This window comes from Cryobacterium arcticum (genome assembly GCF_003185895.1).
GTDB lineage: Bacteria > Actinomycetota > Actinomycetes > Actinomycetales > Microbacteriaceae > Cryobacterium > Cryobacterium arcticum.
The window spans coordinates 81,528-95,369 of record NZ_QHLY01000008.1 but is presented as its reverse complement, the minus strand read 5'-3'; the positions used below and the strand labels follow the sequence as shown (position 1 = coordinate 95,369).

The 13,842-nt window shown below is 68.5% G+C and carries 15 protein-coding genes and 1 tRNA gene; 8 read left to right on the top strand and 8 right to left on the bottom strand.

Going from position 1 to position 13,842, the window contains the following annotated elements:
- Positions 1–13 precede the first annotated feature (13 nt).
- On the bottom strand, positions 14–1,456 hold the full coding sequence (argG, locus tag CTB96_RS08025; protein WP_110126406.1) for an argininosuccinate synthase: 1,443 nt from the start codon (positions 1,454–1,456) through the stop codon (positions 14–16).
- Between the two features lie 133 nt (positions 1,457–1,589).
- Here argG and CTB96_RS08020 point away from each other — a divergent pair, with 133 nt between their 5' ends.
- Positions 1,590–2,171: a putative glycolipid-binding domain-containing protein gene (locus CTB96_RS08020; RefSeq protein ID WP_110126405.1), complete on the top strand. Its 582-nt coding sequence runs from the start codon at positions 1,590–1,592 to the stop codon at positions 2,169–2,171.
- Positions 2,172–2,185: 14 nt separating this feature from the next.
- On the opposite strand, the gene CTB96_RS08015 is transcribed toward CTB96_RS08020, so the two are convergent.
- Positions 2,186–2,806 (bottom strand): DedA family protein, encoded by a 621-nt coding sequence (locus CTB96_RS08015; RefSeq protein ID WP_110126404.1) that lies wholly within the window; start codon positions 2,804–2,806, stop codon positions 2,186–2,188.
- Between the two features lie 122 nt (positions 2,807–2,928).
- Positions 2,929–3,822, bottom strand: a complete 894-nt coding sequence (locus CTB96_RS08010; RefSeq protein WP_110126403.1) for a DMT family transporter — start codon at positions 3,820–3,822, stop codon at positions 2,929–2,931.
- Positions 3,823–3,863: 41 nt separating this feature from the next.
- On the opposite strand from CTB96_RS08010, the gene CTB96_RS08005 reads away from it, so the two are divergent.
- Positions 3,864–4,364 carry a MarR family winged helix-turn-helix transcriptional regulator gene (locus CTB96_RS08005; protein WP_110126402.1) on the top strand — a complete coding sequence of 167 codons (501 nt, stop codon included), beginning with the start codon at positions 3,864–3,866 and terminating at the stop codon, positions 4,362–4,364.
- Here the strand turns inward: CTB96_RS08005 and CTB96_RS08000 are convergent.
- Positions 4,330–5,301: a diacylglycerol/lipid kinase family protein gene (locus CTB96_RS08000; RefSeq protein ID WP_110126401.1), complete on the bottom strand. Its 972-nt coding sequence runs from the start codon at positions 5,299–5,301 to the stop codon at positions 4,330–4,332. The two genes, CTB96_RS08005 and CTB96_RS08000, sit on opposite strands and share 35 nt — an antisense overlap.
- 143 nt (positions 5,302–5,444) lie before the next feature.
- On the opposite strand from CTB96_RS08000, the gene CTB96_RS07995 reads away from it, so the two are divergent.
- The 3 genes from CTB96_RS07995 to CTB96_RS07985 all read left to right on the top strand — a co-directional run bounded on the left by CTB96_RS07995 (position 5,445) and on the right by CTB96_RS07985 (position 7,216).
- Entirely contained in the window at positions 5,445–5,888 is a 444-nt protein-coding gene (locus CTB96_RS07995) for a MarR family winged helix-turn-helix transcriptional regulator (RefSeq protein WP_110126400.1), read from the top strand.
- A gap of 340 nt (positions 5,889–6,228) precedes the next feature.
- Complete coding sequence (locus CTB96_RS07990; RefSeq protein ID WP_110126399.1) at positions 6,229–6,414, top strand: DUF1918 domain-containing protein; 186 nt, start codon at positions 6,229–6,231, stop codon at positions 6,412–6,414.
- Between the two features lie 190 nt (positions 6,415–6,604).
- Complete coding sequence (locus tag CTB96_RS07985) at positions 6,605–7,216, top strand: NUDIX domain-containing protein (RefSeq protein WP_110126398.1); 612 nt, start codon at positions 6,605–6,607, stop codon at positions 7,214–7,216.
- Between the two features lie 171 nt (positions 7,217–7,387).
- Here CTB96_RS07985 and CTB96_RS07980 read toward each other — a convergent pair.
- The 3 genes from CTB96_RS07980 to CTB96_RS07970 form a co-directional block, all read right to left on the bottom strand.
- Positions 7,388–7,460, bottom strand: a tRNA-Arg gene (locus CTB96_RS07980).
- Positions 7,461–7,512: 52 nt separating this feature from the next.
- On the bottom strand, positions 7,513–7,920 hold the full coding sequence (locus CTB96_RS07975; protein WP_110126397.1) for an MmcQ/YjbR family DNA-binding protein: 408 nt from the start codon (positions 7,918–7,920) through the stop codon (positions 7,513–7,515).
- 1 nt (position 7,921) lies between these two features.
- Positions 7,922–9,307 (bottom strand): DHA2 family efflux MFS transporter permease subunit, encoded by a 1,386-nt coding sequence (locus CTB96_RS07970; RefSeq protein WP_248283276.1) that lies wholly within the window; start codon positions 9,305–9,307, stop codon positions 7,922–7,924.
- A 175-nt stretch (positions 9,308–9,482) separates the two neighbouring features.
- Here CTB96_RS07970 and CTB96_RS20320 point away from each other — a divergent pair, with 175 nt between their 5' ends.
- Together CTB96_RS20320 and CTB96_RS07960 are read left to right on the top strand one after the other, a co-directional pair.
- On the top strand, positions 9,483–10,574 hold the full coding sequence (locus tag CTB96_RS20320) for a hypothetical protein (RefSeq protein WP_181397191.1): 1,092 nt from the start codon (positions 9,483–9,485) through the stop codon (positions 10,572–10,574).
- An 85-nt stretch (positions 10,575–10,659) separates the two neighbouring features.
- Positions 10,660–12,108, top strand: coding sequence for a chaplin family protein (locus CTB96_RS07960; protein ID WP_110126430.1), 1,449 nt, complete (start codon positions 10,660–10,662; stop codon positions 12,106–12,108).
- An 87-nt stretch (positions 12,109–12,195) separates the two neighbouring features.
- Here the strand turns inward: CTB96_RS07960 and CTB96_RS07955 are convergent, their stop codons facing one another.
- Positions 12,196–12,783 (bottom strand): nucleoside deaminase, encoded by a 588-nt coding sequence (locus CTB96_RS07955; protein ID WP_110126395.1) that lies wholly within the window; start codon positions 12,781–12,783, stop codon positions 12,196–12,198.
- A 221-nt stretch (positions 12,784–13,004) separates the two neighbouring features.
- Here CTB96_RS07955 and CTB96_RS07950 point away from each other — a divergent pair, with 221 nt between their 5' ends.
- A complete protein-coding gene (locus CTB96_RS07950; protein ID WP_110126394.1) occupies positions 13,005–13,811 on the top strand; it encodes an SDR family NAD(P)-dependent oxidoreductase in 807 nt (268 codons plus the stop codon).
- The last annotated feature ends 31 nt before the right edge of the window (positions 13,812–13,842 follow it).

The window sequence follows — 13,842 nt, the reverse complement described above, 5'->3', positions numbered from 1 at the left end:
GAGGAGCTGCCGGCTAGTCGGTGCCCGCGTCGAACGCGGCGCTCTCGGAGACCGCATCGGTGGCCCGCTCGAGGGCATCCGCCGTGTCGTCGTGCGCTCCGGTGCGGTCGAGGATCTCACTGGCCTCGCCAGATTCGAGTTCGCCGACAAGGTCGGCCGTGGCTCCGCCGATGATGCCGGCTGCGGCGTACTGCTCGAGGCGGGCACGCGAGTCCGCGATGTCGAGGTTGCGCATGGTGAGCTGCCCGATGCGGTCGCCGGGACCGAAGGCAGAGTCGCCCACGCGTTCCATGGACAGCTTGCCGGGGTGGTAGCTCAGCGACGGGCCGGTGGTGTCGAGGATCGTGTAGTCGTCACCGCGACGCAGTCGCAGGGTGACCTCGCCGGTGACGGCGGAGCCGACCCAGCGCTGCAGGGACTCGCGCAGCATCAGCGCCTGCGGGTCGAGCCAGCGGCCCTCGTACATCAGGCGACCGAGCTTGCGGCCCTCTGCGTGGTAGTTCGCGACGGTGTCTTCGTTGTGGATGGCGTTGAGCAGACGCTCGTAGGCGATGTGCAGCAGGGCCATTCCGGGGGCCTCGTAGATGCCACGGCTCTTAGCCTCGATGATGCGGTTCTCGATCTGGTCGGAGACGCCGAGGCCGTGCCGGCCGCCGATGGTGTTGGCTTCGAGCACCAGCGCCACCGGGTCGGTGAACTCGACGCCGTTGATCGCGACGGGCCGGCCGGCCTCGAATCGCACACTGACGGTCTCGGTCTTCACCTCGACGTCGTCACGCCAGGCCGCCACGCCCATGATCGGCTCGATGAGGTCCAGGCCGTGGCTCAGCTCTTCGAGGAGCTTCGCCTCGTGGGTGGCGCCCCAGATGTTCGCGTCGGTGCTGTACGCCTTCTCGGTGGCGTCCCGGTACGGGAAGCCGCGGGCGACGAGCCATTCGCTCATCTCCGTGCGGCCGCCCAGCTCGTTCACGAAGTCGGCGTCCAGCCAGGGCTTGTAAACCCGCAGACGCGGGTTGGCGAGCAGCCCGTAGCGGTAGAACCGCTCGATGTCGTTGCCCTTGTAGGTGGAGCCATCGCCCCAGATGTCCACGCCGTCTTCCTTCATCGCCCGCACGAGCAACGTGCCGGTGACGGCGCGGCCGAGCGGGGTGGTGTTGAAGTAGGTCTTGCCGCCGGAGCGGATGTGGAACGCACCGCACTGCAGCGCGTTGAGGCCTTCCTCGACCAGCGCACCCTTGGCGTCTACCAGGCGGGCGATCTCGGCACCGTACTGGGTGGCGCGGGCGGCGACGGAGTCGATGTCGGGCTCGTCGTACTGGCCGATGTCGGCGGTGTACGTGCAGGGCACCGCGCCCTTCTCCCGCATCCAGGCCACGGCGCACGACGTGTCGAGCCCTCCGGAGAAAGCGATGCCGACTCGTTCACCGACGGGGAGACTACTCAAGACCTTGGACATATAGAAATTGTAGAGGGGCCACCGGGTCTCCCGCCGCCGGGCGTCTGGTTCGCCGGGATCTCGCGACAGCGCCTGGATCTCACGACAGCGCCGGCGAAGTGCTTTTCCTGCGCGGCCGTTCTATGGTCGGCGCATGAAGCTGAACGATCTACCCCGGCTGGCGACCTGGCAGCACATCGGGGTACGTACCGGATACGAGGTGCTGTTCACCGACGCCCGGGCCGGTGGGTGCCGGCTTCGGGGCAGCACGACTGCCCTCGAGGGGCACACCGCCTGGTCGGTGGGGTACCGCATCGACCTCGATCCACGCTGGCACACCCGGCAGGTGGTGGCGGTCGCCAGCACGATCGCCGGCGAGCGCCGCGTGTCGATTCGCCGACTACCCGATGACCAGTGGGCGGTCGACGGCCTGCTGCGGCCCGACCTCAACGGATGCGTCGACGTGGACTTCGAATCGTCCAGCGTCACCAACACCGTGCCCGTGCACCGGGTCGAGTTCGTTCCCGGCGAACCGGTGGAGGCGCCCGCGGTGTTCGTGCGCGCCGACGATCTGCGCGTGCACCGGATTCAGCAGCGGTACACGCTCACCAGCGCCGGCCCGGATGGCGTGCGATTCGACTACGAGTCGACGACCTTCGACGTCGCCTGTGAGCTCACCTTCGACGCGGCCGGCCTCATCCTCGACTATCCGGGCATCGCGGTGCGACACCGCTAGCACCGGCCGGCGGGTCACGCGGCGGCGCTCAGCACCGGCCTGCGCAGACGACGGCTGCGCCGCAGCGCCCAGTCGATGACCGCCCCGCAGCCGAGCGCCAGCACGACCGCGACGAGGGCGCCGAGCACGGGCTGGTCCTGCAGCCACGCCCCGGCCACCATACCGACCGCGACCGAGTAGCCGGCCCACGCCGCGGCGGAAACGGCGCTGAGCAACACGAACCGGCGCCGCGAGAACCCGGTGGAACCGGCCATCACATTGACCGCCACGCGGCCGACCGGCACGAACCGGGCCGTGAGAATGACCGACGCACCACGGCGGTCGAGCGCGACCCGCGCCCGGGCGAGAAGTGCCATGGCGCGTGGGCCTCGAGTCCACCGGAAGCGGGCGAGATCTACTCGTCGGCCGATCGAGAACGCGAGGTTGTCGCCGAGGAACGAGCCGACGGTCGCTGCCAGCAACACCGTCCATGGACTCGGGGACCCGGTGGCCAGTCCGATCGACGCCAGTGCCACCACGACGGCCTCGCTCGGCATCGGCGGAAAGATGCCGTCGATAAGCACGACCACCATCACTGCCAGGAGCACGAAGGGGGATTGCGCCCAGGAAACGACGAGTTCGTTGAGCGCCTCCACCAGGATTCCGATCTGTCAGGAAGCCGCCCGCTCAGAGAGAACCCGACGTGACTTCGTTGTCTTCGACGCTACGGAAGCCTGCCGGGCCTCACCAGCAAGGTGGCACCCGTCTCCGGGTGGGGCTATCCCCACCCTCGGCGTGCGGCGGTCACGGTCCGCCGCTTCGGCCGGGCGATGCCGCGCTGGCCCACGACCATGCCCACGAGCACCAGGGACAACCCGGCCAATTGCCGGGCGCCGAGCCCCTCACCGGCAACGACGACCCCGAGCAGCACCCCGGCTACGGGGTTGAGCAGGCCGGTCAATCCGACCGTAGCCGCCGGCAGGTGCTGGAGTCCGGCGAACCAGGCGGTGAACGCCACCGCGGTCGCGACAAGGCTGACATAGCCGAATCCGGCCAGCTCAGTTCCTGTGAGGGCGGGTGGCGCGCCCTCATGGGCCACGGCCACCGGCAGCACCAGCAGGCCGCCGGCGATCAGTTGCCAGGATGTGAGAGCCAGAACGCTCCCGCTCGGCGCCCACCGTTTGGTGAGCACGAAGCCGACCGCAGACGAGAGCATGGCCGCGACCGATGCCAGCACTCCGAGCGGATTCACGGGCCCGGCCCCGGTGAGCAGCATCAGGCCCACCCCCGTAATTCCCACCGTCGCCCCGATGATCGCGTGCGGTCGTGGGCGCTCCCCCAGCAGCAGCCAGGCGAGCAGGATGAGCACCACGGGAGAGACCGCCATCACGGTCGAGGCCAGGCTCGACGGCAACAGCTGCGCCGCCAGGTACAGCAATACGAAGAAGAGGCCCACATTGAGGGTGCCCAGCACTGCCGCCTTCCACCACCACGACCCCCGCGGCCGCGCCCGGGCCAGCAGGAGAAGCAACAGACCCGCCGGCAGTGCGCGAAACACCGCACCGTAGAGGGGATAGTCGGGCGGCAGGAACTCCCGAGTCACAAAATAGGTCGAGCCCCAGGCGATCGGGGCGATAGCGGTGACCAGCACCCACTTCACACTAGCTTCCATGGAAGCTACTATAGCTTCCGCGGAAGGGATATGCTCGTAAGATGAGCGCAGCCGTCGATCGTGTGAGCCAGATCCAGCAGGAATGGGCCAGGGAGCGCCCCGACCTCGATGTGAGCCCGCAGGGGGTCATCGGTCGGCTGCACCGGGTCGGTGCCGCCCTGACCGCAGAGTTGACGGTCGTGTTTCGCAAGCACGGCCTGGGCGAGGGAGATTTCGACGTGCTCGCCGCGCTCCGCCGCGCGGGCGCACCGTTCGAGCGCACTCCCGGCGAGCTGGCCGAGCACACCATGGTCACCACCGGTGCCATGACCAAGCGCATCGATCGGCTGATCAAGCAGGGGCTGGCCACGCGGCGAGTGAGCGACACGGATGGCCGCGGCCGGGTTGTCGCCCTCACGGAACAGGGTCTGCGCACCATCGATCTCGCGTTCGAGGAGCACATGCACAATGAGGAGCGCCTCCTGAGCGGCTTGAGCGCCGCCGAACGCGAGCAGCTCGAGCTGCTGCTTACGAAGTGGGCGGCCCAGCTGGGCGGTTCCTGACCGAGCTGAACGTAGCCGGCACCGGCAACCGCATGATCAGCGCGCCCGGGTCCACGCGGAAGCTGCCGGACCGGGTCTCCCCCAGCGGATCGCCGTCGATCTCCGCCCGAACCGGGCGGTCAAGCTCGAACCGGCTCTCCCGACCCGACACCTGCTGCAGGGACCCGGCGCCGTTGCGGATGCGCGCGGCCAGGTCGATGGCCACGCCGACCCATCCGGCCACGATATTGGGGCGCAACAGCACCAGGTCGAGCCGGCCGTCATCCAACAGCGCGCCGGTGGCGAGCTCGATATTGGCCACCACCGAACTGCAGTTGCAGGCCAGCACCATCAGGCACTCGTGGGTTTCGCTGTCGGAACCGTCAACCGACAGATTCACCCCGAAGCCCTCCCGGAACATGGTCGCGCCGCCGGCGACGACATACGCTCCCCAGCCCATCCGCTTCTTCAGACCGTCGTCGGTCTGCGCCATGATGTCGGCGTCGAGGCCCACCCCGCCCATCACCACGAAGACCCGCTCGATGCCGTCATCGAAGGTCGCCAGACCCACGTCGATGGCACGATTCTGGCCGAAAAACGCGATTTCGAGGGCGTCAGCCGGCGAGTCCACCGGGATGCCGAGGTTGCGGGCGAACAGGTTCCCGGTGCCGCCGGGGAGGAGGCCGAACGGGACAGCGGTGCCGCGCAGCACGCTGGCCACCGCCCGAACCGTGCCGTCGCCGCCCATGGCGCAGACCAGGTCTGGCGTCTCGGCCAGGGCGGACTGTGCCGCGGACACGCCGGAATCTGCCCGGTCGGTCTCCCACCACACCGGCTCGGCCCATCCGGCCTGCCGGGCGAAGCCGGCGACGGCGGCCTTCTGGCCGGCGAGATCGTCGAACTTGGTCGGGTTGATCACCACGGCAACGGTTCGGGTGGGCCCCGACACAGCATCCATACGCGCACTATAGGCCGCACCCGGCTCCCGCGCGGCCCCAATCCGGATCGGATTGTGCCTTCATCGGGCTAGGCTGCCGCGGGACACTCCGTGAGTCCCATACTCTTGAAGACAGAATGCCCGGGGCAGGGTGAGGAGGCAACATGGTCGATCGAGCGGTGGCCGTCAGCGCATGGGAGTCGCTGTTTCGCGCCCAGGTCGCCATCATGCGCAGCCTGGCCGAGGACTTTCCGTCCCGCGAGATTTCCATGAACGAATACGACGTGATGTTCAACCTGTCCCGGCAGCCCAATCGGAGCATCCGGCTGCGCGACCTGAACAAGCACGTTCTGCTCACCCAGCCCAGTGTGAGCCGTCTGGTCGACCGGCTGACCTCGCGCGGCTACCTACACAAGCACCCCGACCCGGACGACGGCCGCGGCGCCATCGTCGAATTAACGGATTCCGGCTACGCCCTGTTCCGGCGGGTGGCCGTGGACCACATGGTCTCAATCACCGACCGCGTGGGTGACAGCCTGAGCACCGACGAGCTGGAGCAGCTGACCGCCCTCTGCGACCGTCTGCGCCTGGGCGAAACCACGAAATAGCGGCGGAGCAAGGGCCCTACCCCTCGCCCCGCCGTGGCACTCCCTTGCAGGATTGCCTTCTCAGCCGAGCGACCCGAACGTTGCTGGCTGAGAATCCGGGAAGCACCGGGGCCAATGGCGGTGATTCAGCCGCGAACCAACCGGTGCAATGTGTGCGATTTCACGCGTGCGCCCGGCATCCTCGGCGAGCACAACGAAACTAAGGTTATCTCAGTTTGGGCACGGGTGCGGGCCTCCCGGGCATCCGGGCATACGTGCACCTGGGGCGACGGGACCTCCTCGCTGGACACTGGGCAGCGGGCTGCGGCGGGCGTAACCTGCCCCGCAGGAGGTATATGTCATGCATGCCACAGAGAACGATCGCATCATCATTCGGGGCAAGACCGACTCGACACCCGATCGGCACGGCACCGTGCGTGAGGTGCGCGGACAGGACGGCGAGCCGCCCTACCTCGTCACCTTCGACGACGGGCACGACTCCCTGGTGTTCCCCGGCACCGACTTCGTGATCGAACACTCACACTGAGCCGGCCGCGCCGGCGGTCATCGCCGCACGGTGACGGACACGTTGCGGGTGAACGCCGCGGCATGGGTCGCCGTGACCAGGTTTCGTCGCGCGCGCCGCGTGCAACTGTTGCCGATGCGGACTTCTGCGGCCGGCGCACTGGCACCGTTTGTCCGCACGGGGCACAGTTGGCAACGGATACCCTCGACTCATGACCGCCGCACCCCCCACGCCACCTCCTGTTACACCCCTCGCCACACCGCCGTCCCCGGCCGCGACCGACCTCAGCGCCCGGCTCGCAGAGTGGCAGCCGGTGAGCGCCAGTCAGGCGGCTCTGCGGAACGACTACCTCGGCTTCATTGCCGCGGCGCCGGCGGCCGCCCTCGACCGCAACGGCGGGCCGGAACACGTGACCGGGAGCTGCTTCGTTTTCACGCCCGATCTCGCGCAGGTCTTGCTCTGCTTCCACAAGAAGGGGCAGTTCTGGGTGCAGCTGGGCGGGCATGTCGAGGCGGCGGATGTCTCGGTCGCTGCGGCGGCCTACCGGGAGGCCCGCGAGGAATGCGGCATCCCCGACCTCACGCCGCTCGGCGCCGGCATCGTCGACGTCGACCGGCACGCCCTTGGCGGCGGTTTCGCCTGTCAAGCGCACTGGGACGTGGGCTTCGCCGCTACCGCCCGGCCAGAAGCGGCTCCGGTCGCCAGCGACGAGAGCGACGACGTGGCCTGGTGGCCGGTGGCCGCCCTACCCGAGAACGTTCCTCCGCACTTCGCCCGTCGCCTGGCGGGCGTGCTCGGCGAGCTGGCGCATCAGCTCGCCTGATCCGGGCCGACTGCCGCAGTTCTGCGTCCGAATGGGATATCTGCGACCGGTGCGCCGGGCGCTATTGTCCGCACGGGGAACAGTTCGCATGGACAGGGCGCGTGGACGGGGCGGCATGCAAAAAACCCCGCGATCTGTGGGATCGCGGGGTTTTATTGGCTCTTACTTCTGTGCGCCCGAAGGGATTCGAACCCCCAACCTTCTGATCCGTAGTCAGATGCTCTATCCGTTGAGCTACGGGCGCAGTGGTGACTTCTGGAGCGTTACGCTCGAAGACAACTTAGAAACTATAGCATTTATTCGGAGCCGTCTTGTGCGCGAGCCGGTCGGCCGGCGTCGAGCTCCCGGAGTTGCCGCTTGAGCGCCACTTGCCGATACGACGTTTCCACCAGTTCGGCCAGTTCGACCCAATCGGTGTCGGGTGCGCCGAAGTCGATCGCGAGCCAGCCCGCAGGCCCAAAATAGGGCGGCACGAAGAAGCGGGAATCCTGCACGAGGGCCCTGCGTTCTTCGGGGTCTGGCTTGAACACGATGCTGTGCGGCCGGTCCATGCTCGACCCGGCGGTGATGAAGATCTTCTTGCCGGCCCGAAAGGTGGGTCGGCCCCACGCCAGAACCTCGACTGCCTCGGGAAAGCCCAAGCACAGGGTCCGCAGGCGCTCGAGGGCTGCATCCGGTTCGTCGAACACCAACGGATGCTCCATGTCACACCGCCTCGCCCAAGGCCGGGGCGGCGACATCCGGCCGGGCCACCACCGTGCGGATGCCCAGCCAGGAGATGATTCCGCCGGCGAACATCAGCGCGGCCACGACCACCATCGCCCGCTGGTAACCCGCGACGTCGAGGGCGGATCCGACGATGGTGCCGGTCATGGCGATGGCCACCAGGCCGGCCACCCGGGCGACGGCGTTGTTGATGGCCGAGCCGATGCCGGCCTGGCCGGGGTGGATCGAGCCGAGCACGGCCGAGGTGAGCGGCGCCACGGTGATCGACAGGCCCAGACCCACCAACACGATGCCGGGCAGCACGTGCAGCCAGAAGTCCACCGGCGGCACCGCGGTAAGCAGCAACAGGAACCCGCTGCCGGCCACGAACGGCCCGACGGTCATGAATAGCCGGGGCCCGTACTTGCCCGCGAGCGTGCCGAACAGCGTCGCGAAGAGCAGCATCATCACGGTCGCCGGGATGCCGGCCAGTCCCGCGAGGGTGGCGGAGAATCCGCCGACCTCCTGCAGGTAGAGGGCAAAGAGGAAGAAGCCGAGGTTGAGCGCGGCGTAGATGCCGACGGTGGCGAGATTTCCCACGGCGAAGTTGCGCACACGGAACAGGCCCAGCGGCATCATCGGGTGCGGGGCCCTGGCTTCCCACCAGATGAACGCCGCGAACGCGACAAGACCGATCGTCAACGGCAGGAAGACGACGGGGCTCCCCCATCCGAACCGGCCTTGTTCGATCAGGGCAAAGACCGGCCCACCCAGGCCCACCACCGCGAGGACGGCGCCGATGACATCGACCCTGGCCCCATCGGCGGGGCGGCTCGGTTCGGCCACCCGACGCAATAGCACCAGGGTGAGCGCAATCGGGATCACGTTGATGAAGAACACCAGGCGCCAACTGTAGGAGTCCACCAGGAGGCCGCCGAGCAAGGGGCCGGCGATGCCGGCGACACCGGTCCATCCGGTCCAGATACCGATGGCCTTGCCCTGCGGCACGCCGGTGAAGTTCGCGGTGATCAGGGCCAGCGAACTCGGCACCAGCAGCGCCGCCGCCACCCCCTGTAGCAGCCGCGCAACGACCAGGAACACCCCGGTTGGGGCGAACCCGCAGGCGAGCGAGGTGAGGCCGAACAGGATGAGCCCCACCCTGAGCACGCGCACCCGGCCGAAGGTGTCGGAAAGCGACCCTGCTACCAGGATCAACGCACCGAGGCTGAGCAGGTAGCCGTCGACCACCCACTGCTGCAGGGCGAGCCCGCCACCGAGCTCGCGGGAAATGGCCGGCAGCGCGACGTTGATGATCGACCCGTCGAGGAAGGCCACGAAAGACGACAGGATCGCCACAATCAGGATGCGCCGCTGGCTGGAAGTCACCCGGCTAGTTAACTCCGATCGAGGGAGCGCGGGAAGATCGGGGGTCAAACCGCCGGCTCGTCCGACTGGGGCAGGTTCGGCGATTCGCGCTCGGATTGTGCACAATTCGTGGACTTTTCCGCGACCATGTGCTTGTCTGGCGTTCAGACAACGCACACCAAAGGGGGTGGATGGCGTGGATCGACCGCAGCAGATGCACATCATTTCGCCGGCGCGCATCCTCCTCGCCGCCCTCATCGCAGCCCTGGCTTGGCTGGCGTTCAACATTCTGGCCGCGCCCTCGTCGGCGTCCGCCGCGACCCTGCAGTCATCCAGCCCGGCAAGTACCGACGATTCGCTTCTCGGCGGGATCCTGGGCGCAACGGCGCCGGTGATCGACACCGTCGACGGCCACGTGGACACCGTGACCGGGCTGGTTTCCGCGCCGGAGCCGGTGCGCGAAGCCGCGCAGGTCACCGAGGTCCTGGACACGGTCGACACCACGGTCACCGAGGTCGTTGCCGCGGTTCCCGTCGTTGAAGCCGTGGTCAAACCGGTCGTGGCCGAGGTTGTCGAACCCGTGGTGCAGCCGGTGATCGCGCCGGTTGTCGACCAAGTCGTGGCCCCGGTGCTGGACACCGTCGTAACGCCGGTGGTCGAAGACGTCGTGGCTCCCGTGGCCGGCGTCGTCGTGACGCCCATCGTCGACGACGTGGTCACGCCGATCGTCGACACCGTCGTAACCCCAGTGGTCGACGGCCTCGTCAGCCCTGTTGTCGATGGTGTGGTCACACCCGTCGACGAGGTGGTTGCTCCCATTGTCGATGCCGTGGTGCCACCAGTCACCGGCCCCGTTGTAGTGCCCGAGGTCGAGACGCCCGCCACACCAGGCGCCGGCTCCCCGGTAGTCACTCCGACCTCTTCTCCGGTCGTGAAGCCGGTTCCGGTGGATGCCGATCTGTCGGCTGAGCCGGCACCCGCATTCGCCGTCCCGAGTGCCGCCATCGCTAGCGCCCCACCGGCGACCGCAGCCATCCCTACCCTGGCCGGCTCCACCGACCCAACCGCACCGCTCGCACCGTTCGGGTCCCCGCTCTCCCCCTCGGCGCTGCCCGCGCCGGCCGGCGGCGCGACCGGCAGTTCCGGTACCGGCAACGGTCCCCTGCACGCAACCACCACGCCGTTCGGGCTGCTGCCCGCACCCGAGGTTCGCTTCTCATCGTCAATGACCTCCAGCGGCGAACTCCCGATCACCCCTTCGTTCGACCCCGGATCCACTCCTGATTGATGGGTCGCGCTGCTGAATCCATGCAGACCGCGACCACAGTCTCCCAACAGGGAGCACACCATCATTCATCTAAGGGAGTATGACCATGTTCTCGTTCGTCAAAAAGGGCCTCTACTGCGCCCTCATCGTCGGGGGCCTCTCGGCCATCGGCGCCGGCGTCGCCAACGCCGCAGAAGCACCCGAAACATCCGGCACAGAAGGAATCGTGTCGGGCACCCAGGCGGTCGTTGACGCCGTTCTTCCCGTGACCGTGTCGGGCAACTCGATCTCCCTGGTCGGAGACTCGAGCAGTGCGGATGCCGCGACCGCGATTCCGGCCGATCCCGCGACACCCGCACCCGCCGCGCCCAGCACCGACGGAGGCGACAGCGTCCTCGGTGGCACCCAAACCGTCAACGACGCCGTCCTACCGGTCACCGTCAGCGGTAACGCGATCTCCGTCGTCGGAGACTCCAACAGCACCGACAGCACGGTCGCTCCGGCCGCCGAGCCGGCCGCACCGGCTGCACCGCCTGCACCGCCTGCACCGCCTGCCGCCAGCACAGACGGAACCGACAGCGTCCTCAGCGGCACCCAAGCCGTTATTGACGCCGCCGCACCCGTGACCGTCAGCGGCAACGCCATCTCCGTCATCGGAGACTCCAACAGCACCGACAGCACGGTCGCCCCGTCAGAAAGCACCGACTCGGGCGCGCCTGACGGCGCCACCACAGACGGAACCGACGGGCTGCTCTCGGGCTCTCAGGTTGACCTGGATGCCGTCCTGCCGGTCACCGTCAGCGGCAATGCCATCTCCGTCATCGGAGACAGCACCAGCACTGATGTCACCACCCCGGTCCCCTCGACCGGGACATCCGGCACGAGCACACCGGGTGCCGCGGACACTGATGGAACCGACAGCGTCCTCGGCGGCACCCAAGCCGTCATCGACGCCGCTGCACCCGTGACCGCCAGCGGCAACGCCATCTCCGTCATCGGGGACAGCACCAGCACCGATGCCACGACCACAGTTCCCGGCACCGGGACCTCAGGCACGGGTGCAACCACCGGTGGAGGCGACAGCATCCTCGGCGGCACCCAGGCGATCATCGACCTGCTGATCCCGGTCACGGTGGCCGGCAACGCGGTCTCCGTGATCGGCGACTCCACGACAACAGGAACGACACCTACGGTTCCGGTCACCCCGGTCACGCCGGTGACGCCGGTGACGCCAGTCACCCCGGTCACCCCCGTTACCCCTGTTACGCCCGTCACTCCCGTAACCCCGGTAGTCCCCGTCACGCCGGTCGCCCCGGTCAACCGGACGTCCCCGCCCGCCACGGTGATTCCTGTTCCGTCGAGCCCGACCGCATCGGGTGCGACTGCCGGAGTGTCCGGCTCGGCATCAGCCAGCCTGCCTACCGAGCTGGCTAGCACCGGCGCGAACCCGGCACTCCTGTTGGCGATCGCCGTGCTTCCGATCCTGGTAGGTCTGTTCCTCCTGCTCGGCCTGCGCCGTCGTCAGGCGCTCAGCCTCGACCCGAACGAGCGCTAGACCGTCACACCGAATCGGCCCCTGACCGGCCGCCGGACCCCCCTCGGCGGCCGGTCAGCGGCATGCCCGCACGCCAATGCTCTGAGTTCAGCTGGCGCCGCCGCGGGCGTTGTACACCAGCGCATCGGCTTGACCGTAATCCCGGAATACCTGCAGTGCCTCGGTCCGCCCGACGCCCTGCACCACGGAGATGCCCCTGGCCTCGAACTGTTCTGCCCAGTCCTCCCGCATCGGTCCTTCGTCGAAGCCGGTGAGTTCCTCCAGCTCGGCGCCGGAGCCCGCCACCACCAGGCGGCGCACCCCCGACCACATCGTTGCGCCGTAACACATCACGCACGGCCGCCAGTTGACTACCAGCTCCAGTGGACGCTCCGGGTCCGCACCGAGGTCCCACGACCCGGTGGCGCGTTGCGCCAGCCCGAGGGCCATGACCTCGGCGTGCGCGCCGGCGACCCCAGAGGAGAGCACCACGTTCACCCCCATCGACACCACTTCCCCCGTGCCCGTATCCACCACGAGGGCGGCGAACGGGCCACCGTTTCCCTCCCGATAGTTCTGGGCCGCGAGGGCGTTCACCAACGCCATCCGCTCGTCGACCGTGGCCAGCACCGTCGGCAGAGTCGGTAGCGCCGCCAGCAGCCAAGGCGGCAGGGACAGGGTGAATTCGGTCTGCATGGGGTCGTCCTCTCAACCGGCACCGCACCGCGCGGTGGCCGAGAACCCAGCGTACGAGGCGGATGTTTCGGGCAGGTTTTGCGGCCGCTCACGAAGCAATCAGCCGCCAGGGTTTCCGCCCGCGAACGGTTGTGTTTCGGGCGGGTAAAGCTCTGCTCCTGCGGTTGCGAATGCCCGGTCGGTAGAGGAGATTGAGCTAGTTGGACAACTGTCCAAGTCAAATGACCCACTGGAGATTCTCCGTGCCCACCGCAGTTCCCCGCCGCACCGTGCTCATCACCGGAGCCAGTTCCGGCCTCGGCCTCACCTTCGCCCGGCGCTTCGCCGCCCGGGGGGACGATCTGGTCGTCGTCGCACGCCGCCGCGATCGGCTCGACGCTCTCGCGAGGGAACTGCAGGCCGCGCACGGCACAACGACCGCGGTCTTCGCGCAAGACCTCAGCCTGCCCGGAGCAGCCCAGGCATTGTTCGACCGGCTCAGCGATCGCGGTGTGCGGGTGGACGCCCTGATCAACAGCGCCGGCTTCGGCACCGCGGGGCCGTTCGCCGCCGAGGACCTCGACCGGGTCACCGACGAGGTGCAGGTGAACGTGCTGGCGCTCACCCAACTCACCCTGCTGCTGCTGCCGCAGCTGCTGCATTCCCCCGCCGGCTTGTTGCTCAACGTGTCGAGCACCGCGGCCTACCAACCCCTGCCGAACATCGCGGTGTATGCAGCCACCAAGGCCTACGTCACCGCCCTCACCGAAGCCATCTGGCAGGAATCCAGGGGCACCTCACTACAGGTGCTCGCCCTCGCGCCCGGCCCGACCGAGACCGAGTTCTTCGCCGCGGCCGGCTCCGACCGGTTCAAGGTGGGGCCGACGCTCACGGCGAACGAGGTGGTGGATGCCGCCTTCGCCGCCCTGGCCCGCCGCAACTCCCCGCCGTCGCTGGTGGTGGGTGCCCGCAACCGGGCCACGGCGATCTTCGCCCGGCTCGCACCGTCGCGCCTGGCCCTGCTCGTGTCCGCCCGGCTCACCGCGTGAGCGCCCTGATCCGACCGGCCCGCCCGACCTC

Excerpts from the sequence above, each read along its gene's own strand:
- CTB96_RS07955 (WP_110126395.1), bottom strand. The coding sequence starts at position 12,783 with ATGCAGACCGAATTCACCCTGTCCCTGCCGCCTTGGCTGCTGGCGGCG.
- CTB96_RS07985 (WP_110126398.1), top strand. The coding sequence starts at position 6,605 with ATGACCGCCGCACCCCCCACGCCACCTCCTGTTACACCCCTCGCCACA.
- CTB96_RS08010 (WP_110126403.1), bottom strand. The coding sequence starts at position 3,822 with ATGGAAGCTAGTGTGAAGTGGGTGCTGGTCACCGCTATCGCCCCGATC.
- argG (WP_110126406.1), bottom strand. The coding sequence starts at position 1,456 with ATGTCCAAGGTCTTGAGTAGTCTCCCCGTCGGTGAACGAGTCGGCATC.
- CTB96_RS07950 (WP_110126394.1), top strand. The coding sequence starts at position 13,005 with ATGACCCACTGGAGATTCTCCGTGCCCACCGCAGTTCCCCGCCGCACC.
- CTB96_RS07995 (WP_110126400.1), top strand. The coding sequence starts at position 5,445 with ATGGTCGATCGAGCGGTGGCCGTCAGCGCATGGGAGTCGCTGTTTCGC.
- CTB96_RS08020 (WP_110126405.1), top strand. The coding sequence starts at position 1,590 with ATGAAGCTGAACGATCTACCCCGGCTGGCGACCTGGCAGCACATCGGG.
- CTB96_RS07975 (WP_110126397.1), bottom strand. The coding sequence starts at position 7,920 with ATGGAGCATCCGTTGGTGTTCGACGAACCGGATGCAGCCCTCGAGCGC.
- CTB96_RS07990 (WP_110126399.1), top strand. The coding sequence starts at position 6,229 with ATGCATGCCACAGAGAACGATCGCATCATCATTCGGGGCAAGACCGAC.
- CTB96_RS08005 (WP_110126402.1), top strand. The coding sequence starts at position 3,864 with ATGAGCGCAGCCGTCGATCGTGTGAGCCAGATCCAGCAGGAATGGGCC.
- CTB96_RS08000 (WP_110126401.1), bottom strand. The coding sequence starts at position 5,301 with ATGGATGCTGTGTCGGGGCCCACCCGAACCGTTGCCGTGGTGATCAAC.
- CTB96_RS07960 (WP_110126430.1), top strand. The coding sequence starts at position 10,660 with ATGTTCTCGTTCGTCAAAAAGGGCCTCTACTGCGCCCTCATCGTCGGG.